The 21450-nt window shown below is 40.6% G+C and carries 15 protein-coding genes; 7 read left to right on the forward strand and 8 right to left on the reverse strand.

Translation table 11 applies throughout. The features are described 5' to 3' along the window. Positions 1-29: 29 nt before the first annotated feature. From ACO052_RS00425 to ACO052_RS00455, 7 genes are all read right to left on the reverse strand, one after another. Entirely contained in the window at positions 30-845 is an 816-nt protein-coding gene (locus ACO052_RS00425; protein WP_422106027.1) for a hypothetical protein, read from the reverse strand. Position 846: 1 nt separating this feature from the next. After that, complete coding sequence (locus tag ACO052_RS00430; RefSeq protein ID WP_422106028.1) at positions 847-1602, reverse strand: hypothetical protein; 756 nt, start codon at positions 1600-1602, stop codon at positions 847-849. 72 nt (positions 1603-1674) lie between these two features. Further along, positions 1675-2139, reverse strand: a complete 465-nt coding sequence (locus ACO052_RS00435) for a hypothetical protein (protein WP_422106029.1) — start codon at positions 2137-2139, stop codon at positions 1675-1677. Positions 2140-2366: 227 nt separating this feature from the next. Then, a complete protein-coding gene (locus tag ACO052_RS00440) occupies positions 2367-2897 on the reverse strand; it encodes a hypothetical protein (RefSeq protein ID WP_422106030.1) in 531 nt (176 codons plus the stop codon). 12 nt (positions 2898-2909) lie between these two features. Next, the gene (locus ACO052_RS00445; RefSeq protein WP_422106031.1) at positions 2910-6698 is read right to left on the reverse strand and encodes a DUF6443 domain-containing protein; all 3789 of its coding nucleotides are present in this window, start codon (positions 6696-6698) and stop codon (positions 2910-2912) included. An 11-nt stretch (positions 6699-6709) separates the two neighbouring features. After that, positions 6710-7120 (reverse strand): hypothetical protein, encoded by a 411-nt coding sequence (locus ACO052_RS00450; protein WP_422106032.1) that lies wholly within the window; start codon positions 7118-7120, stop codon positions 6710-6712. A gap of 25 nt (positions 7121-7145) precedes the next feature. Beyond that, entirely contained in the window at positions 7146-10667 is a 3522-nt protein-coding gene (locus ACO052_RS00455; RefSeq protein WP_422106033.1) for a hypothetical protein, read from the reverse strand. 238 nt (positions 10668-10905) lie between these two features. Here ACO052_RS00455 and ACO052_RS00460 point away from each other — a divergent pair, with 238 nt between their 5' ends. From ACO052_RS00460 to pilO, 7 genes are read left to right on the forward strand one after another with little or no spacing between them, the layout of a single operon-like run. Then, entirely contained in the window at positions 10906-11583 is a 678-nt protein-coding gene (locus ACO052_RS00460) for a response regulator (protein WP_422106034.1), read from the forward strand. Between the two features lie 10 nt (positions 11584-11593). Then, entirely contained in the window at positions 11594-12007 is a 414-nt protein-coding gene (locus ACO052_RS00465) for a type IV pilin protein (RefSeq protein WP_422106035.1), read from the forward strand. A gap of 32 nt (positions 12008-12039) precedes the next feature. Continuing rightward, on the forward strand, positions 12040-12486 hold the full coding sequence (locus ACO052_RS00470; RefSeq protein WP_422106036.1) for a hypothetical protein: 447 nt from the start codon (positions 12040-12042) through the stop codon (positions 12484-12486). Between the two features lie 3 nt (positions 12487-12489). Further along, positions 12490-13899 carry a GspE/PulE family protein gene (locus ACO052_RS00475; RefSeq protein WP_422106037.1) on the forward strand — a complete coding sequence of 470 codons (1410 nt, stop codon included), beginning with the start codon at positions 12490-12492 and terminating at the stop codon, positions 13897-13899. A 38-nt stretch (positions 13900-13937) separates the two neighbouring features. Continuing rightward, a complete protein-coding gene (locus ACO052_RS00480; protein ID WP_422106038.1) occupies positions 13938-16082 on the forward strand; it encodes a type II secretion system protein GspD in 2145 nt (714 codons plus the stop codon). After that, a complete protein-coding gene (locus ACO052_RS00485) occupies positions 16082-17296 on the forward strand; it encodes a hypothetical protein (RefSeq protein ID WP_422106039.1) in 1215 nt (404 codons plus the stop codon). The genes ACO052_RS00480 and ACO052_RS00485 overlap by 1 nt, the downstream gene beginning before the upstream one ends. Beyond that, the gene (pilO, locus tag ACO052_RS00490) at positions 17280-17792 is read left to right on the forward strand and encodes a type 4a pilus biogenesis protein PilO (protein WP_422106040.1); all 513 of its coding nucleotides are present in this window, start codon (positions 17280-17282) and stop codon (positions 17790-17792) included. Before ACO052_RS00485 ends, pilO begins: the two co-directional genes overlap by 17 nt. Positions 17793-18045: 253 nt before the next feature. Here the strand turns inward: pilO and ACO052_RS00495 are convergent, their stop codons facing one another. Next, on the reverse strand, positions 18046-21447 hold the full coding sequence (locus tag ACO052_RS00495; protein ID WP_422106041.1) for a RagB/SusD family nutrient uptake outer membrane protein: 3402 nt from the start codon (positions 21445-21447) through the stop codon (positions 18046-18048). Positions 21448-21450 lie beyond the last annotated feature (3 nt).

The raw sequence follows: 21450 nt of genomic DNA on the forward strand, positions 1-21450 counted from the left end.
CCACTAATTTGAGCGACTACCGCTATTAACTAATCCTTATCATTACCTGTGTCATTAATAAACCATTTTTTGTTTAATGAAAGATCAAGTATTTTTTTGATGTCAAACGGATTATTTAAATCAACATCACTATCAATAGCATAATCTTCACCAAGAAATCGACTCTTCATCTCTCTCGCAAGTTCAACATTAAAAGTGAAGTAATAATTATTGCCTTTGGAGTCTACAAAAGTAGGCTGAAATGATAAAGGATAATTATTATTGTGTTCTAATACTACTCTTCCATTGTTTAAATCAATTTCATTAAAATACTTAATGCCAAATAGAAGTAAATGAAAATAAAAATCTTTGTAAGCACTCTCAACACCATATTCTATCAATTTTTTATTAAGAGTTTCAAAATTAGTCGACAAAACAAGTTCAGGAATTTCAATATTCAATTTTACAAACATCTCATCAACAAAAAAATTCATATAATTTTCTATATTATTCATAAAATATCGATACTTGAATAATGGATGTGAAATTTTTTCTTTCTCATAAGAATCTATCTCACTAAAAAAAACTTTTTCGTTGATATAGCTTTTAACAAGAGTCTCGTCTTTATTACATGATAGTATTTTTTCACTATTACTAAAACTAGTGAAAATAGTAATTTCTTTAGTATTCTTATTTCTTACTAGAAAAGAAAGGGATTTATCTTCATTCTTTTCAAGAATAGAATCATATGTTTTAATATCTAAATTTTTCATCATAGAATTCTTTCTTTTTACAATTTCCTTATCATAATCAGATACTTGTGCAGACATACTACAAAAGAAAAATAAATAAACAAATAATTTCATGTCAATTTTTTAATACTGTTCTATATTTATACAACAATTGGTTAGCTGTTTGTCTGTTTAATTCGATATAATGACTTTCTGCGCCAGATAACCAGCTCCCCAGATTACCTGACCAATATCTAATTTGTATGACACCATTCTCTATTCTAAACCTTGCATTATAATCCCTGACACTTATGCCGTAGTCATTATTCTTAAAATTCTGATTAATGCTCACACCAGCAGGTAGTACATATGTGATAGTTGGATTTTCAAAATCTCGACTATCTAAAGCTTCAAGCATTCTTTCTCCCTGTTTATTATAATCTCTCATAGAAATAGTTCCTGATGATTTTAATTTTACTTCATAATATGATCCATAAACATCAAAATCTATATCTAATTTATTTTTAAATTTCTTTAATTCAAATTCTGTTGCAATAGCAATTCCGTCGGGTGAAACCGTTCTACCGTCTCCAGTAGATATTTGTGAACTATTAGGTGTATAATTGGAGGTGTCAAAAACCATAGATCTCCATTCATGAAAAATTGCTTCAAACAATTTCTCCTGAGTTTGAGAATTTGTGATTCCAAGACTTGAAGCAAATTTTCTAAATTGTGCGGCATCTAAACCAGACCATGATGCATCATCAGAGTATTTTGCAAGAGCATTGCCTAGACTACCACTTTTATATTCTCCAGTTTCCCAATTATAATCACTATTGTTTGTTCTTTCGTAGTCATCAGCAGTCCTTGCTAAACCACCTTCCCATGTCACATCATGACCAAACTCGTTTATGGCATCGGCACCACTAGGATCCGCCCAAAATACAGGATTATTATCAAAAGCTTAATAGGTCGAATATTCATAATGCACCACAGGATCAATGCTTGTCCACCTTGCAATAGCAGGGTCGTACTGTCTCATATCCATCTCATACAAGTCCAAGGCATCTCCACTAATATCGCTATCCTCAAGCTCCATACCGTTGAACCCGAAACGGCTGGCCACGGAGTTAACGTTCGCGGAAACGTTGTTATTATAGCCCCTGTGCTGTAATCCAAAAGGATAGTAGTTATTTTCCTCGATGATTTCGGTGCTACTGTCAATACTACCGTTCTTATCGCTATCCGAGTATGTCAATCTTATATTTCCCAAATGGTCCTTATATTGATACACATATTTGTAAGGTGGATGTTTTTGTGCACTGGACGATGGCGGCTCCACATAGCCCTCTGGATGAGAGAACATCATTAATGTCCCATCCTCATAGATAAAGTTCCCTGCATATTCCGTGGTGGTTCCCGTACTCACGATCTTTTTTTGTTTTACGCCGGTGGCATCGAAATGATAACCAAGCGCCAATTTGAAACACTAAAGAATTTCTAAGCCTTATTTTATAGGGTATAAGAAGCGTTTATCATGTCAAAGAACAAGAATAGGCTTCGAAAACAAAACCTATTCTTATATTAATCTATTGGTTTACAACAATTAAAATCTACCTATTCACAAAAGCGCCATTTTGGAACATTACCTACCACCTAGTCTAGCTCTAAATTATTTTTAACAACGTATACCTTCTCACTAAACCTATGTTCAAAATTAATATATCTACTTAATGAAGTATCACTATATTTATAGGCATAGAGATAAATATCTTCATTGATCAACCCCCCAATAATTTGATTTCCGGTTTTCTTTGGCACTATATAAAATGGAATCCTAGAATTTTCAAAGTCATCCGTTGCTTGGTAAAATGTATCACACTCTTTTTCATTTATTTCTATAATATCTTTGTTTGATTCAAAAATATTCAAGCAAGAAGTAACTATTCTAACATCTTTGTTACTCCTTTTTATACTATCTCTCAATTTGTTGTAGATAATTATGTCTCCAAAATTTCTTTTACCTTCGATTAGAGTATCCTTAATCACAACTTCGACTCTAAAGCTTTCAACTAGAGGGTCTTCGTTTGCTAATGACGTTATTTTCGTTTTTTCATTGTTACAAGAATAAAGGCAAAAAAAGATTAGGTAAACAATAATAATTCTACTTTTAGATTTCGATTTCATTTATTTTAAGGTTTACTGTTGAGCTTTTCTAAGCGAATCTATTTTTTTACCCAACCTTTGTTGGGATACTGACCACGTTCGCGTTCTATTAGAAGATGTATTTTCAATAGTTGTGTCTTTTCTTTTTGTCGTTACAATATTTCCATTACGATCATATGAGACTTTGGTATTTTGTCCTACGATATCAGTAGTGAATTTATTTCCAAACTCAGCTATAAATGGGTCAATAAATTTTTTTGGAACTTCCACTGCTCTATCAAGTGCGTCACTTGCATCCTCATGTCCTTCTTTTAAGTGATTAAAGAAGTTCTTTGAGCTATTTACATTCTTTGCATTCGTCTTCCCATCCCCAGACTTACGGTTCTTGCCAGTTTTGGCATATCCACCTGCCTGCATTACACCTTCAACATTCATTTCTTGAACTTCTCGATTACCTGGATTATCATTTATTAAATCTGGATCCCCAGATGCTCTTCCAGTATCATCAACTAATGCCGCACCACCTTTTGCTGTAAATAGATTTAGAACAGGTGAAGCTAAAACAAAGCCAAAAGCAATCGATTTCTGAACGAAATTTGGTCCAGACGAATTACTCTCAACTGTTCCCACATTAACCTCTTCGCCAATAGTCATATGATTATCGCCACTATTTCTATAATCATCATAAATATCCGCATCAGGACAAGCTATTTGATTACCATTTGCGTCATAACAATGTCCCCCATCTGGATCAAATGAAATAACTGGATTATTACCCATTGCAACATAGGGTGACATAAATTGTTCGTAGGGGTCAGTTGTTACAAATCTACCAATAGCCGCATCATAGTGCCTTAATATAAACTCATACATATTGTATCCTAAGCTTTCCATTAATTCTTGTGACTGATACTTAAACCTGCTCGCCACAGAGTTACTATTAGCAGAAACAGTATTATTATATCCCTTATGCTTCAAACCAAAGGGATAGTAGTTATTTTCCTCGATGATTTCGGTACCACTGTCAATACTACCGTTCTTATCGCTATCCGAGTATATCAATCTTATATTGCCCAAATGGTCCTTATATTGATACACATATTTGTAAGGTGGATGTTTTTGTGCACTTGATGATGGCGGTTCCACATAGCCCTCTGGATGCGAGAACATCATTAATGTCCCATCCTCATAGATAAAATTGCCCGCATATTCCGTTGTCGTTCCCGTACTCACGATCTTTTTTTGTTTTATCCCCGTAGCGTCGTAAATATACTGAATATTCCCACCAGAAAGGGTCACCTGTGTGGGTAAATTGAGGTGGTTATACAAAATATTCGATGAAATGCCCTTGTTAAGGTCCGTCAGCATATTGCCGCTGTCGTCGTAGGTGTATTCGGTGGCCACATCGGCACCGTCCTTAAAGCCAAAATTGTCCTCGCCGTTGTCCAAGACCTTCTTTAAGCGGTTGCTCTTGGTCTCGTAGGTGTAGACCAGATTGTCCATATCGCCAAATGATGTTGCTGCGGCGTTTTCGTGCCCGTTCCTCTGAAGGGCGGTAATATTGCCGTTTTTGTCATAGTCGACATTAGAAACCGAATACCTGTTGGGCTGGTTACCGCTACCGGTATTAAAGATCCCCGCGGTAAGCCTGTTGAGCGCATCGTATTCGTAACGGTACCGTCTCAGTAGATTGTCGTTTGCGGTCTTCCATGCGGTCTCGGCAATGTTGCCGTTGTAGAGCAAGGTGCCCCCGTGGTCTTGCGTATTGTAGTTGATCTTAAAGCCAAAGAGGTCGCTGCCAAGACTGGCCGGGTCGTTGATGGTCCTCAACCAGCCCCTCACGTTATAATCGTAATCGATATCCTGTAATCGTGTCGTATTCTGCTTTCCGCCAACGCCCTTTTCTGTCAACTGCCCCAGATCGTCATAGGTATTGGCCGCTATGACCTCATCCAGAGCTGCACTATTGACTTTATGTCTATGCTCCGTTAACCTGTTGGCATGGTCGTAAAAGTACCTATCATAGACGGTCATAACCGTCATTGTAGGTAGTACGCCCTTGGTGTGGAGGGTATAGGTCTCCAAGACCGTGCCATCAAAGCTAAGATCGCTCTTTACCTTGTCCGTAGTATTGAGATAGGCGTTGTTGCTATACACATAGATGGGCCTAGACCTGTCATCGTAATAGGTTACCGTCGTAATCCAATCGCTGGTACCCAATACCCTCACCTTGCTGCCCGTGGCCAAACCTTTTACATTGGTCTCGGGCGTTACCCCATAGGCCGTATCGGAGCTACCACCGGCTAAGTCAAACGTATAGTTGTCGTAGTAGTTGATGGTATAGATCTCCGAGATATTGGTGGTCGGGTAACCGTTGTTGCTGTAGTAAATGGTGGTCCCGGCCAATGTAGTGGCACTGCCCAGTTTGGTCACATGGGTAGTAGTGACGGCATTGGCCGCATTCTGTAGGGCCTGCCTGGTGCTGCCACTGGTGATATAGCCCGTATAGGCCACCCTACCAAAGATGTCGTACTTGGTAAACAGCCACCTGGTCTGCGCGTCCAGATTGGCGTCCCGGGTCAATATCGGCTGGTCCAGTATGTTATAGACGATATACTCCCAGCCCTTACCGGGGATCTTCTTTTCCACCAGGCGGTTGTGCTCGTCGTACCTGTACTGGTAGCACAGTTCGCTGAGTTCCGTGCCATCGGGCTTGTCCACATGGGCCTCTACCTTGGGGGGCATCACAAAGCTCAGGTTGCCAAAGTCGTCATAGGCATAATAGGTATCGTGGGCCACTCCGTTGTCGTAGGTACGCTTCAATACCACCTGCCCCTGCTTGTCCTTGAACTCCTCGGTGGTATGGTCCTTGGTAGCGGTCCCCGGATGGTTCTCGTCCCTGGTGACGGTCTTGATAAGCTCGTGCACCGCGTAGTGGCCACCGGTACTCAGCGTCGGTACATAGGTCACCACACCGCTAACGGTGTTCTTTGACAAACTAACATCATAGCGCCGTACCTCGGTGGCCGAGGTATTGGTGAGATAGTCCATCTCGATCTCGTGGCCATTGCCCAGTTTCCAGTCCTTGCCCGGTGCGGCCTGTTTCATCACCCTGTTCAAGGGGGAATCGTCGAACTCCTTCTCCGAATAGGGGTTGATGTCCACCGTGGTCATCCCGGGGAAGTCATCGTCGTAGGCCGTGGTATCGTAATAATCGAGGACCTTGGTCAGGGCATCGGACCTATAGCTGCCGATGTTTGTCGTCGCACTGTAGGGCAGGTACTCCCTGACCATCCTACCGTAGGGGTCGTATTCCATAGGGGTAATGATATCCTCGCTGTTGCCCCCGGCCCTGATGGCCACCGACTGCTTGGCACGCCCCAAACCGTCGAAGTAACTGATGGCCTCGATCTTCTCACCGTTGGTCAGCGTAGTGATGTCCGTGGTGGCCGTCCTCGGGGTGATGTTGTGCACGTAGTTGAGGGCCGTTACCACCACGGGTGTCGGTGGGTTTACCGTCACGGCCATGTTGTCCAGTACCACATCATTGCGGTCCTTAAAGGCCACATCGCCCACACCCAGCACGTTCCACTGTACGATGGCAAAATAGTCCATTCCAGAGCTGCTGGTACTCATCACGGTGCCCCCGGTGACCTCCCAGACGCCACCCGGCCTCGAGTTGCCGTCGTTAAAGGTATAGGTATAGTTGATACCCAGCTCCACCGGATCGGGACCCGAAAGGTGCTGTGCGTGGCCAAAACTATATAGCGCCAACAGCGTCAATACCGCTGCAATACGTTTTATATATCTGATGTCTTTCATGGTCTTGGATTTTAAGGTTGTGTAAAGGTCTCTACCTCGAAGCTATAGCTATCGATTTGAGTATTACTATTGTCGATCACCAGCGCTATGCTAATCCCCTCAGCAGTACCGGTAACGGTCATCGTGGCCGAGTCGCTATCTAGCGTCAGATTATAAGTAAGTGTGCCCAATTGGTTTTGGGCATCCCAACTGCCGCTGCTTCCCGTGACCATAAAGGTCAGGCTATGGGCAGTATTGTAACCATTCTGATGCCAAACAAGGGATGCTCCCTGTAGAGTCAATGTAGAATTGATCTCAACGTCCTTACCGTTGATCGTTACCAAATAGCTTTCCGCGGACCAGTCCTGGCTTTGTGAAAAAGAGAGTAGCATCCCTATAAAAAAGCATAGTGCCAATAATCGGAATTTATATAGTGCTTTCATTGTGTTCTGTGTTTTGTGTTTTTGTTTAATTGTCCAAGAGGTAATGGTATTTGTTTTCGCTTAAGATGTTGCCATCGGCGTCTTTAACACGCTCTAGACGGTTAAGACCATCGTATTCGTAATAGACCGTATAACCTTTAGGGTCGGTCATACTGGTGATACCGATGAGCGAATCGTAGGTATAGGTGGTCACCATGGCATCGGGGAAGGCCGTCCTTAGTCCATCCAGTGCCGTTCGCAGTGTGGCTTCCGAAGCGGTATCCACGTCATTTTCCGAGGCGGCCTTCGCAGCGTCGATGGCACTTTGTTGCGCTGGAGTCAAGTTCCCATTATCCACGTTCTCGAGCTTGGCAATAGGGTAAGTGTCTCCATAACCGTAGACATAGGTGATATCCATACCATCGGTTCTGGAGACCTGCAATACGTTACCGTCCGAATCGTAGTCCTTAAAATCGATACGGTCGATGAACGTAACGCTGCCAGGATCGGTATCCTTGCCGGTCTGTACCAAGGTGGGTTCCAGGACGTCTTGGGTTAGGTCATCAGGAAACCATGCAAAGGTGGTTTTTGATTTGCTGGTCTCTTCCCCGAGGTCAGCCACCCCGTCGGCATCGGTATCTCTAAAGGTCATGGTCTCCAAGGGTACAAAACGGTGCTGTTCCGCTAGGGCCGTTATGGGGGTGGTATTATAGTTATTAGGGTGTATGGTATAGCCGCTTGCTATTTCCTGCGGATAGGTAAAGCTTCGTACCATAGGTTCGCCGTTACTTGTTACCGAGGTTATCATATCGGGCTGGTAGTGCTTGGTGTAGTTGTATGCCGTAAGGGTACTGTCGATGATGGTCGGGTTTTCATTAGCATCGAACAGGGTCGTCGCCGTCTTTGAGGTATCCAAAGTCCCACCCGTAAAATGGAAGATCTTGAGTTGTGGTATAGGCGGGTTACCGATTATTAAAACCTGATTATAATACCATGCAAAGGGCAGTCTAAAATTGGTACGTGTCTCGTTGTAGTAAATATCGGCCTGATGGGTAGCTGGATTTATGGATGCTATATCAAATGTATATGCATCTGGTGTTAATATGGGATTATTGGGCAGGACCTGCAAGGTATAGGGTGGGGTATTGGATACCGGTAATACGTTGGTATGCGCATCGTTGGTCACCAAATACTCATTATCCACCTGCTTTACCTTCATGTAGGTACCATTTCCATTGTTCTTATAATCAATAATCTGTAAAGGTAGACCCCTTAACCACTCATTGTCCGTCGGCGGAGTTACTGGCCGTGCCACAAAATCTCCACTATCTCTAGTGACTAGGAACTCGTAGCGGCGCTTCCCTGCATTGTTCTGCTTGTCCCCCAAGTATTCATCCACGATTTTATAACCGATGGTATTCCCTTGAAAGGTACTGAACGGGGAGCCGGGTGTGGCCGAATTAATATCGGCAGAGGTATAGACGATGCTCCCCCCAAGATTAAGCGGTACCTTATGGGTAAAATTGGAGAGCCCTAGGATGATACCAGAGTCGTTGTAGTCATAGGTCTTTTTGGAAACCACGTTTTCTGCGCTGTCCAAAAACTCTACCTGTTTGATGCGTTTTCCCGCTGCATAGAGAATGGTGCCTTGGCCTGTTACCTGGTCTTCCCAGAAGAGGGCCACATTAAAGAACTGCCCAGAACCGGACTGCGCAGTGGGGTTCCAAAGATTTGGAACGTGTACTTCGAGCCTGTAGTCCCCGGCATCGATCCACATGGGGAAGCTGTCCGTCCAGATGTAAATGGGCTGGGTAGGGTTTGATATCGGGACTAGGCGAATCCTAAAGTTGCATCCAGACCCTCCATTTATACAGGCATCGTTTTGGTTTACGCCGCCCCATGGTGGAAGATTGATATTAAAAGTAAATTGTGACCTACTGTTGACTGTAAAGTTAGGGGTATTGTAGTAAGGCCCATATAAGCCGCCAGAGGTATTATAGGTATTGTTATTGATACCGATATTGGATAGACCAATAGAATTTTGTCCGGTCGGGTTAATACTCGGTATCCATATCCCATCATATTCGGCGCCCAGTACGCCTCTGTTATGCTCATAGGTCAATCGGGTACTGCCACCGGTAGGATAAGTAATCTTCTTCAGCATACCCGCCTCAGATAGTACAGTGTCTACACGTTTGTCGTTATTGTGATAGGTCAGGAACTGTCCGTTGGCCTTACCATTGTAATAGCCCCAAAAATCCTGAGAATTGGAATGGCGATTGGGCAGTACCGCTGCATTGTAGCTAAACTTGTAAGGTGGCTTAGATATACTACCCCCAACTTCTGTAATAGAATCAAGTACCAAACGCTTGGCGGCACCAGGATCTGCACTCGCCAGAGTCTGGTGGTAGTTCAGGTCTGAGGGACTCACCATATAACTATGGTGCAGATTAAAGGTTTTATTAAGCTGGAACTGGGTTACCGGTGAACCTCCAACATCATAAGTATGGCTTTTTTCGTAAATTTTAATGGCGTCCAATTCCTTGCCCTCGGAAGTCCAGATATTATCCAAATCTTGTCTATTATCGTTGGCTTCAAAAACTATTTTTACATAATCCCCTTGAGTGTCATAATTATAGCGGATTTCCGATAATTGGTACTGATCGACCTTTGATCTGGTAACAGCACACGAAAATTCAGAGTTAACATAGGTATCTCCGGAGCGCCTCATCACATGGTCCGTCTGCTTTATATAATGAAATGTGGCCATATCACCATTGGGACTCTCAATCTTGGTAAGGTGCCAAGTGGTGGTATGTGGATCTAGTCTCCATTGATTAGCGGTACTTCCATCCACATCGGCAGGGTTTGTCTGAAAACTGCCGTCTGCCTTATAACTATAATGCTCTTGTGTTTGGTCCGAAGTCTGGGTCGTGTCAAAGTAGTACCTGTATCCATCCTTGTCTGTCACCGTAAAGCCGTTGATGTTGCCGTTGACCACTGGGGCATCAATGTGGAGATCCCCATATTTTTGGAGTATAGGATTTAGGTTGTCCTTATAATTGTATATGAATTTTGCCGATAGACCACCCGCCTGTAAGGTAAAGACATCGGGTAACTTGTCATCGTCAGTAATGAATGGGGCGCAACAGGTATCCAGACCGGTCGCGGTACCATCGTTCTTGAAGGTGTTGTTAAACACTGTGGAATAATGGCCAAAGAACCCGGTCATACCGTCATCTGGCTTTTGCCTTACCTGTCTACTAATCTGACCCCCTGCATTAAGGGCCCAGCCTAAGCCAACACGGGAGGCTGTTTCAGCTACCTGGATCCCCCTGCCGTGGTAGCTGATGCTGACTGGAAAGGATTTATCCCCTACGCTAAAGGAGGTGATAGGTACCGAGATATTGGGTAGACCCGTATAATGCGAAATGGGCATTTCGGAAAACTTTCCCAAGGACGCCGCTTCGGGCGAGGGCGGAATGATGGTGGGTAGCTCCTGGGCCACCAAAACCGATGCCAAACCCATAAGCAAGGTATGGCATAGCATAAGCATTGTTCGTTTCATATCTAATTTATTTATAATGGTTATACATGTTATAATCAAATTCAATACATCATTAACATTTGGTTAACTAATACTGCATTTTTAAGGTGTAAATTTATGCTCCTTATCCCTTAAAAAACTATACGTTTTGTATAGAAATACTATACAAAATGTATAGTCTCAGGTCCTAGATCCTACATACCTTAGTAACCGAAAAATCACATCACTATATCCCCTTAAGTGTTTGAGTTTATTTATTATGAGCAGAAAAATAAACACGCTCATTGTTGAAGATGAGCCATTAATGACGGAACGCTTTTGCGCCGCTTTGGAAGAAATTAGCGAGGCTGATGGCATTTTGGATTTTGATGTAAAATCCAGCCTTGATTGTGTGGCTGCCGCCAGAGAAATACAACGGTCAGTGAAAGCAACACCTATAGATTTGGTATTACTTGATATCAACATGGACCCCTCATCTGACAATAGATATTTATCAGGTGAGGATCTCGGTATAGAAATTCGAGAGTTTTTCCCTAATGCAAAAATTGTGGCTTTTACTTACCATAACAACAATTTTAGGCTCAACAACACGCTCGAGAACTTAAATCCCGATGCTTTTTTAATTAAAAAAGACATGAGCTTTAAAATACTAATCGATGCCCTAAAAAGTGTTATAGATGATACCCCTTATTATAGTAAGGCCATTATAAAACTAATGCGTCGTCATTTTTTGAATGATTTTAAACTCGATAGAATTGATCGCCAACTGTTGTATCAGCTATCAAAAGGCGCCAAGATGAAACACCTTACATCTGTGATTCCTTTAACAAAGCCCGCTTTAGATCTAAGAAAACGCCATTTAAAGGAAATTTTTGGTGTAGCCAAGGGAGATGACAGGGATTTACTCATTAAAGCTGAGGAGTGTGGTTTTATTTAAATAGACTACCATGATTTTAAAAAAAATGACTCGAAGAACCAAAGCCTTCAGTTTACAGGAGGTTTTAATTGTACTCCTTATTATAGGCGTGTTTATGCTTATCGCCTTACCCAACCTTATGCCATTAGTGGTTAAAGCCAAAAGTATAGAGGCACAAATGCAGTTAAAATATATCTATAACAATCAAACCTCTCACCGTTATTTATATTCCAAATACACCACGGATTTGTACGAGCTCGATTTTGAGGCTCCAAAAACCGTTAAGGAGGATGGCACTAGCAATTATATGTATGAGATTTTGAGTGCCAGCAACACCAGTTTTGTCGCACGCGCTACGGCCATTACCGACTTTGATGGTGATGGTATCTTTAACGTTTGGGAGATCAATGAAACCGGGACACCAAAACAAATTATTAAAGACTAATGATTCTTTTAAAACTTATATTAATAAGCAGTATGGGCCTTATCTTTTATCAAGACCTAAAAGACCGCCAAGTCTATTGGTTTTTGTTTCCTTTATTGGGCCTATGCAGTGCGGTGTTATTTTACAACAGCACATTGCCAGAGCTCTTTTACGTTGCGGTTGGTATCAATTTGATCTTTATTTCGATACTGCTGGCAATCATTTTTCTGTATACAAGACTAAAGCTTAAATCGCGCTTCACGGATGCCCTCGGCCTAGGTGATGTGCTCTTATTTATCGGTTTGGTCTTTTCATTTTCCACACTATCTTTCTTAATAATTTTTGTGTTTTCATTGGTATTTGCACTGGTACTTCATCTTATAGTAAAACGCTATTCCAAATTACAGTCTGTACCACTTGCGGGTTATATCAGTTTATTTTTTGGGTTGACTTACATCTCAAATTGGATGGGCTTAACAGTTTCCTTATATGCCTTTTGAATTATGATAAAAGACCATTTTAAAATACCCGTACATTTAACACAACTTATCAGCAGTGAGCAAGCCTATCAATACGGTATTATACCTATTGATGATCATAAAGACGGCTATACCTTTAAGTCTCACGATACCTCGGAAAAGCTCAGGCAAGAATTGGAAATCATTTTAGGAAAACAGGTGGTCTTGTTGGGAGAATCTGAGGACAATATTAAACAATACCTAGCTTCTAATTTTAGAAAGCGCACCCAGTCCGATTCTGAGGCTTTTGAGTATTCATCAGACTTTTTAGAAAAGCTATTGGCTACGGCAAAGCATATTGGTAGTAGCGATATTCATTTTGAGATTTATGAGGAGCGCTGTCGCGTTCGACTGCGACTCGATGGCAAGCTTAAAGAGTACTTTATTATTGAACAGGGCCAATATCCCATTATCGTCAATAAACTAAAAATAAAAGCAGGCTTGGATATCTCGGAGAAACGCCTACCTCAAGATGGGCGGATTTCCGTTAAAACCGAACGCGAAGAGTTCGATATCAGAGTCTCATCCCTTCCCACATTACACGGTGAAAAAATGGTTTTAAGAATCTTAAGTAAGGATGCCAACCATATTGAGTTAGGGGATTTAGGCTTTACTCACCAAGAACTAAAATCGTATACAGAAACTATTAAAAAACCCAATGGCATTATCCTTATCTCCGGACCAACAGGTTCTGGAAAGACAACCACCTTATACGCCACATTAAAGCAACTCAATGATGAGAAAACTAATATTCTCACGATAGAGGATCCTATTGAATACACCCTTGAAGGGATTAACCAAGTGCAGCTCAAAGAAAATATTGGTCTGGACTTTTCCAGTACCTTGCGCACCTTCTTACGACAAGATCCCGATGTCATTATGGTTGGTGAAATTCGAGATGCCAAAACTGCCAATATGGCCATACGGGCGGCGCTGACAGGGCATCTGGTTTTATCGACCATACATACCAATTCGGCCTGGGCCACCATATCCCGTTTGATTGATATGGATATCCCTCCATTCCTGATTGCCAGCACCTTGAATGTTAGTGTAGCACAACGTTTGGTTAGAAAATTATGTCCGGATTGTAAAACCGAGCAAGCGATTAAATCATCGGATTTTCCTGAGCAATTTAAAATTCCTGATACACTAAAAACCCAATTTACACCTGTGGGCTGCCATAGCTGTTATTTTACGGGCTATCAAGGCCGAGAAGCCATCTATGAGATTATACCTATTACAAAAACTTTGGTTGCTCATATTAAGAACCACCAATTGGAAATTGATGACTACATAAAAGCGGAAGGCATCGCAACCCTCAAAACCAATGCCATACAGCTTGTACAAGACGGTGTGACTTCTGTTGAAGAAGTGTATGCACTATTAATCGATTAAACCTATGAAACGGTTGATTTAATTACAACATAGAATACATGAAATTAGTTATAAAAATCGTAGTTGGAATCATGATGACAGGTATGGTCTATTCGCAAAACGACCAGAGGTTAGAGCGTTTAGATGCACAGCTCCTACAACTTGCTCCAGATAATACCGGCCTATCCGAACAATTGGATGCCAATATTTCACTTAATGATGTGACTTTGCCCAACTTTTTGTTAGCTGTCTCTAATATTCATAAGGTTAATATTAACATTTCACCAGAGCTTAATAACATTCATATAAAGAACAACTTCTCCAACGTTACGGTTTCCAACATGCTACTTTTTCTTTGTAAAGAGTACAGTTTAACAATTGAATTCACCAAGAATATTCTCTCTATTAAACCTTATGTTGAAGAAACCGTAGAAGAGCTATATCCATTTAAAATTGATTACGATCCTACGGACGAGATTATTTCCATAGATGTCAAAAACAATCAGCTTTATGAGGTCTTTAAGGAGATTATGGATCTAAGTGCCAAAAACCTGCTCTATGCTCCTGGTATGGAAAACTTAGAACTGACCGCCTATATTAAACCTACGGATTTTGATACTGCCATGGACAAAATGGCCCTGACCAATAACCTAGTCCTCACTAAAACAAGAGATAATTTTTATGTGTTTGACCAAGCCCTGAGTGCAACTCAAAGCGATAAAAACAACAGGCTGAGTCATCGAGTAACTGCAGACTTAAATTTTACAATTATCGATTCAACGGTACAATTATTGGCCGTAGATTTTAAAGATGTACCTGTAAAACAGATTATTGAGGTGATCGGAGAGGCTTTAGATATCAATATGTTTATGGCATCACCCTTAGATGGCGCAGGCCGTGCTACTTTGAAGGCCAAGTCCATTAGCTTTGATAATTTGCTTATTAAGCTATTTGAACCGCAAGCGGCAAGTCTGTCAAACGTCGCAGATACGACTCCGCAAAACCGAAATAATGTCTCAGCTCCTGCTGATCGTTACACCTTTAAAAAAGAAGATGACATCTATTTTTTCGGTACCGAAAAACAGCTAAGCGTTAGAAAGGTAGAAATTATTAGGTTAAAGCACCGGTCCGTCAACATGATGTCTGATCCACAGGTCATGAATAGCGGTAATGCCATTAGGGACAATTATCAGGTTGCGGAACAAGGGTTTAGAAACCAACTGAACTTTGGGTTTAATAACAACAACCTTAACAACTCTGGCACCAGACCACAAAGCAGAAACTTTACCACCAATAATAGCGCTCCATTAAATGACAATGGTAGTATTCTAGATTTAATTCCCGAAGAGGTAAAAGCCGGTTTGGATTATAAGATCGACGTAGAACTCAATAGTATTTACGTTACGGGAACCGGCGCCAAAATTGAGTTTTTTAAGAAGTTTATAAAGAGTATTGACAAGGCCATTCCCGTGATTCTTATAGAAGTCATGATCGTGGAAGCGCAAGTCACAAGTACGGTTGAAGCTGGTGTAAGCTGGGGTATAGGTAACGAACCCACAACTACCCAAGGAACGCTTTTTCCAACCACCGATATTAATGTGGGTGCAGAAACCATCAATAGGATTATCAGTGGTTTTAGTAGCACTTCGGTATTTAACTTTGGTAGAGTAGTGCCTAACTTTTTTGCTACGGTCAAGGCTATGGAGACCAATGGGGATCTTAAAATTAAATCAACACCCAAGCTCGCCACTTTAAACGGACATAGGGCCTCCTTTTCAAATGGGCAGACCTCGTATTATGCCGTTGTACAGCGCAATATTATTGGCACGGATAATCCACAGACTTCTGAAATAAGAAACTATTTTCCAATCGATGCGCAATTAGGCCTAGAGATTAAGCCTTATGTTACGGGCAATAAAGAAGTACTGCTGGATATCAATGTAATACAGTCGAGTTTTGGACAGCGTATTGCAGAGGATGCGCCACCAGACATCAGCTCGCGCAATTTTTCTTCGGTAGTACGAATGAAAGACCAGGACATTGCGGTACTCGGAGGCTTAGAAGAGAACTTTTCTAATAATTCTGGCTCTGGTGTGCCCCTTTTAGCAAGAATACCGGTGATTAAATGGCTCTTTAGTAAACGTGTAAGGGAAGGTCGCAAATCCAAGCTTACGGTATTTATTAAACCAACGGTGATGTTCTAATGACAGCAACTATTTTGACATATCTAAAGTTTGGAAATCGCTTTTACGGTGTAGAACACACACAGAAACACGGTAAAGACCTTTATTATGGCCTGGTTTTAAAAAAGAAAAAAAAACAGCTTGATATTGAGAACAGTTTCGAAACCGAAACTATGGATACTTTAAAAACACATATTCCCAAGGATAAAGCTATTAGTTTGGTTATTAATACCAATGCGGTTTTAACCAAACGTATCCAAAGCAAAACAGGTGATTCCCAGAAGTTGGTCTATATGGCTTTTCCGAATATTAAAGTGGAGGATTTTTATTATGAAACATTAAGTCAGGGGGAATATCAATTTGTATCCATATGCAGAAAACACTACGTTGACGATCTGTTGAATATCTATTTATCTAAGGGATTTATGGTCGTTGATTTTGTCTTGGGAAACCTGATATGCTCAACGTTGAATCCCTTTATTGATAGCGACACCATTAGGTCATCAAATGCTAGTTTTGTATTTGAATCGCATCATATCGTTGATATCTCCGTTGACGCCAATGATATGGAAACGCAATACAGCATCAACGGTCTAAATATTAAAAATACGCTATTGCTTAGCTTTGCTGCCGCTTTGCAGTTTCTCACAAAATTAAAGCATATACAATCTAGTTTTGCGGGCAGAAAGGGAGAGCTAAATTCGTCGTTTCAACAGAAATTGTTCGCTAAGCAATTCCTTAAAATAGGCCTGAGTACTCTGTTTTTAATCTTGCTGATCAACTTTTTAATGTTTAACCATTATTATAACGAGGTGAATTCTCTTAGAGAAACGGCACAAGTTTTAAAGGCTTCAAAAGTTAAAATGACAGACCTTAACAATAAAGTCAAGACCTCTGAAAAAATGGTGAACGATATTTTGCAGAGTAAGAGTTCTAAGAGTTCATTTTACGCAAATGTGATCATTAATCGTCTACCTGAATCTATTTTATTAGGAGAATTCGATTATCAGCCTTTGGTTAAAAAAATAAAAGAGGATAAACCTATTGAAAACCAAAAAAATACAATTCTTATTTCGGGGCAAACCAAAGCACGGGTTCTGTTCTCACAGTGGATATCACAACTCGAAACCATCTCATGGATACATGCTATCGACATTGTAAGCTTTGAGGATATAACATCCAGGTCTTCAAAATTTACCATTAAACTCCATATTACTAATGACACAAAAGACTAAGAACATCCTATTAGTTGCTGGTTTTATCATAGTGGTTATTATCGCCTATAACTATGCTATAGCCAATACATTTGAGTTAAAGCGTGAGTTTAAGACCTTACAACGAGAGGCTTTGGTTTTTGACAATCTGCCCTTGCAGTTGTCTTCCTTAAAACAAAGGGAGCATTATTATGATTCTCTATTGACGACCTACCAATTAGGTCAGGGGTCTATGCAGAATAGTATGCTTAGTGCTATCAACACCTTTGCAGATACCCATCAGTTAAAAATCGTAGAATTTAGGGAGCCCCATAACATCGAGCAAAATGATCTAAAGATCAACACCTATCAATTTACTTTAGAGGGTAACTATAATGCGATTATAGCACTTATATATCAACTAGAACAGCACACCAAGTTTGGTGAAATTATTAATCTGCATTTTGAAAAAAAGAAAAACTATAAGTCTGGAAAGTATTATTTGCAAGCCAAGGTGTTGTTAAAGAGTTTTGGGTGAGAGAACTTTGGTTTTAGAAGCTAAGGTTCGAATTACCTAAAGTGAACCCCAGCTTGAACATGGCGAGAAAAGCCTTCGCAATAACGCAGATATTTTTGTTTCCTAGCACTCAACTAAGCGCTCCTAGCCCGTTTCTGGAAACAAAAAAACCAAGACTTTCGTCTTGGCTTTTCATATGTACTTAAGGCGGAAATTTAAACTAAATTAGCTTGCATTACAATTGAGGCTAGCCTGTATCATAATCTTTAAACATCTAATTTAATGTAAAAGTATTCGAAGATTGTGTTCCCATTACAGTTGTGGCAGGAACTAAGATGGTAGATCCGGTTGACACACTATAGGTTGGACCACCATCGCCGTAAGCATCATATACGGCAATACCGTAGCTACCTGATGGCAAACAAAAATCATAGGATAATACCGCAAAATCATCGTCTGGATTAATATATGGACCACCAGAAATAATTAAGGTTGGTGCACCTGACAAATCGTAAATCTCCCATGTCGTTTCGTCTGGCCATGTATCCAACTGAATTTGAACTTGTATATCATGTATATCTGCTGTTTCAACTCCTGTTGTAAATAATGTACTTTGTGAATCAGCAAATGCCCCACCGCAAGCATAAACGTTCCCATAAATATCTTCTAATTGATAATTCCCAGTAAGAGACATCCCATTACCGTTTGTATCAAAAAATGATAAGATATAATCTCCATCCTCTAAGCAAAAAGGGACAGCAACTGAGGTCATCCCAGAATAACCTCCATTTATTCCGCCAGAGAATAACGGGGTTGAAGTATTATTTGTGCTATAAAGCTCCCAGTAGGTTTCTTCTGGATTTTCATTAAAATTAATTGTCAATATCGTTGGGTAAGCCGAACAATTTCCTGCCACAACAACCTCAAACGAGACATTACAATTTTTACCATCAATAGAAACATCAAACTCCGCTGTTCCATAAAGTGAAGGCGTTCCTGTTACGTTAAATTCCAACACACCTTCAAATTCATTAAAAACACCACTGTCGAGTGAAGCTGTTAAACCTTCAACTCCCGTTGATTCGATACTTAAAGCTTCATAATCTCCACCTGTTTGTGTAATGTAAGGTATTTGGAAGGTAAAATCAGTAACCGCTTCACCAAAAGCCAAATCATCTCCATTTTGTACAAGCCCCTCACAGTCTAAAAACTCTAATTGTGGTGGTGTATATGTGGAGATATCCTCAAAACTAACATCGAAAGTGAGTTCATCCGAGTCGTGTGCAAAGGTTTCGCCAGCACGATACAAATGATTTGTTCCCCTAGTAACCGTAGCATCATTTCGTTTCATGGCGAGATAAGATTTACCTTCTCCCCAAAGTTCAATTCTCGTCTGTAAATAAATAAAATCAATTAACGCTTGGCCAGACAATGGACTCACAATACCATTGGCATCAGTCATTCGACTGTTTAAAAGGTTAATCATTGTTGCTCTTGCAGTAGCATCATCTCCTAACCCAGCAGCGCACTCGGCGCTTAATAAATGAAATTCATCAGATCTCATGAAAATTAAATCCGTTGTAATGAGTAATTGCCCGCCTTCTGTTCTGCCAGGATCAAAGAACTTACCGATGGGTTGCAAATCATCATAACCTGTTCCAAACTGCGTCTTTCTGATATCGTCAGACAAAATCTGAGCGAATAATCCATCATCTATTGATTTTGTATCACCAGCCCAAGCATAACCATATGTAAAATAATCCATCTGAGCCCACCAATTAATTAATTGCTGACTATCTTGTGCAGTCAAATCTTTACCCCATAACCATGAACTCGTATTAACATCATTGAATCCAGATCCTGCGCCAGGGAAAGCCAACTCTTCAGTAGTGGTTAATGGAGGGCCGTTGCTAATCACTGCATCCGCTAATAATTTAGCATTTAAATAATCACCCATGGCTGCATATACGTATGCCAACAAGCCTTGGGCGACTGTTTTATCAATATGTAATTTGTTAGGCCTTACATAATTATCTAACAAACTAATTGCACTATTTAAATCGCTTGTTATTTGATTATAAATAGCGCCTGTCTCAACAGGACTAACATCATTCTGGCCTCCTAGATGCAATGGCAGAATAACTTCTGTAGGGTCATATTGCTCTTGATATAACTGCGTTAAGTAAAAATAAGCATAACCCCTGAGTGCTAGCACCTGCCCCAAAACCCATTGATCTTCGTCATTAGTTGGGACGGAACCAGAAGGACTAAGTGCTTCAATAATGGGATTGACCCCATTAATAACTCTAAAGTAATAGTCATAGGTTAATCGAGGTGGACTGGTTGCAGACGCATCCTCAGTTGTGGTATCCTCAAGATCAGCTATCGAATTATACCATCCATATGTAGTTGTTGATAATGCCATATCACCAGACAACATATCTGAATAAATATCTACGCCCTTTTGACCAAACTCATCGTGTCTAAAAGTATTTGAAGTGTATAATATAGAATATATGTCTTCTAGGCTTAAACTACCATCAAGCGATGCCGTAGTTATTGGGCCATAGGAGGTTCCTATGCCATTTGTTGCATAGACTCTAAATGTGTAAATATTATCAGAATTTAGATCGGTTAATGTAGCATTAAAAAGCCCGACGCCCGAACCTGAGCTTGAGGTCTCATCTTCAATTGTTGGTATGCCTTCTGTACTCCAGCAAACACCGCGTTCGGTAATTTCTGAGCCTCCATCAAATAAAACACCCATATTAAGACTTACTGTACCATTTGTTAAGTAATTATTTAGTGTTGTCTCAAATTGACTGGGCAAATCATGCGTTCTAAATAAAACTTCTTCGCCATAAGCAACGCCGGCATCACTAGTTGCAAAGGCTCTTACCCTGTACAATGTATCTGGCAAAAGATCTTCCAATACACTACTAAAAGTACCCGCTCCAGTGCCTTCTACAGAAAGGCTTGAATTTATAGTTGGTGAAGCACCAATGGCCCAACAAACACCTCTAGACGTTATTGTACCTGAACCGATTGAAACTGTACCTGAGCCTAAGGCCGTTAAACCATCGTCATAAGTTAAATCTCCTGTCGTTACCTGTGGTAATTCAGCAGACAGGTCTGGACTCGCCATTGTAAAAACAAGTTGATTGCCATAATTAGTACCGTTTTCATTTATGGCGTAGGCCCTAACATAATAGACTGTTGATGGATTTAAGGGATACACCTGCGACGTAAAATTGCCCGTTCCCGTTCCATCCATCGTAAAGTTATTTGCAATCGTGGGATTTGGCATGGTATTCCAGCAAACACCCCGTTGAATTATAGGCGTACCACCATTGTTTGTTATAATACCACCAGAAAATAATGATGTTGGGGATTCCTCAGTTATAGCGGTTGTGCTGAGTGCCGGTAGATCATTGATATTGGGCATCTTAAAAGTAATACTATCGATATCTTGAACTGCAATGCTAAGAATATTACCATTGTTTTGATAAACTCTTTTTAGAGAAGTACTATTATAATACTCAACGTTGACACTATCTATAGATTCAATAGGTAACTCCAAGACCGTTCCATTAGACAGATGTGTCACCTCAATAATTTGTGAAAAGCCAAATTGCAAAAACAGGACGGAAATTATAGTAATGTAATATTTTTTCATGCT

It is taken from the genome of Winogradskyella sp., from assembly GCF_965228925.1.
Classification (GTDB): Bacteria; Bacteroidota; Bacteroidia; order Flavobacteriales; family Flavobacteriaceae; genus Winogradskyella.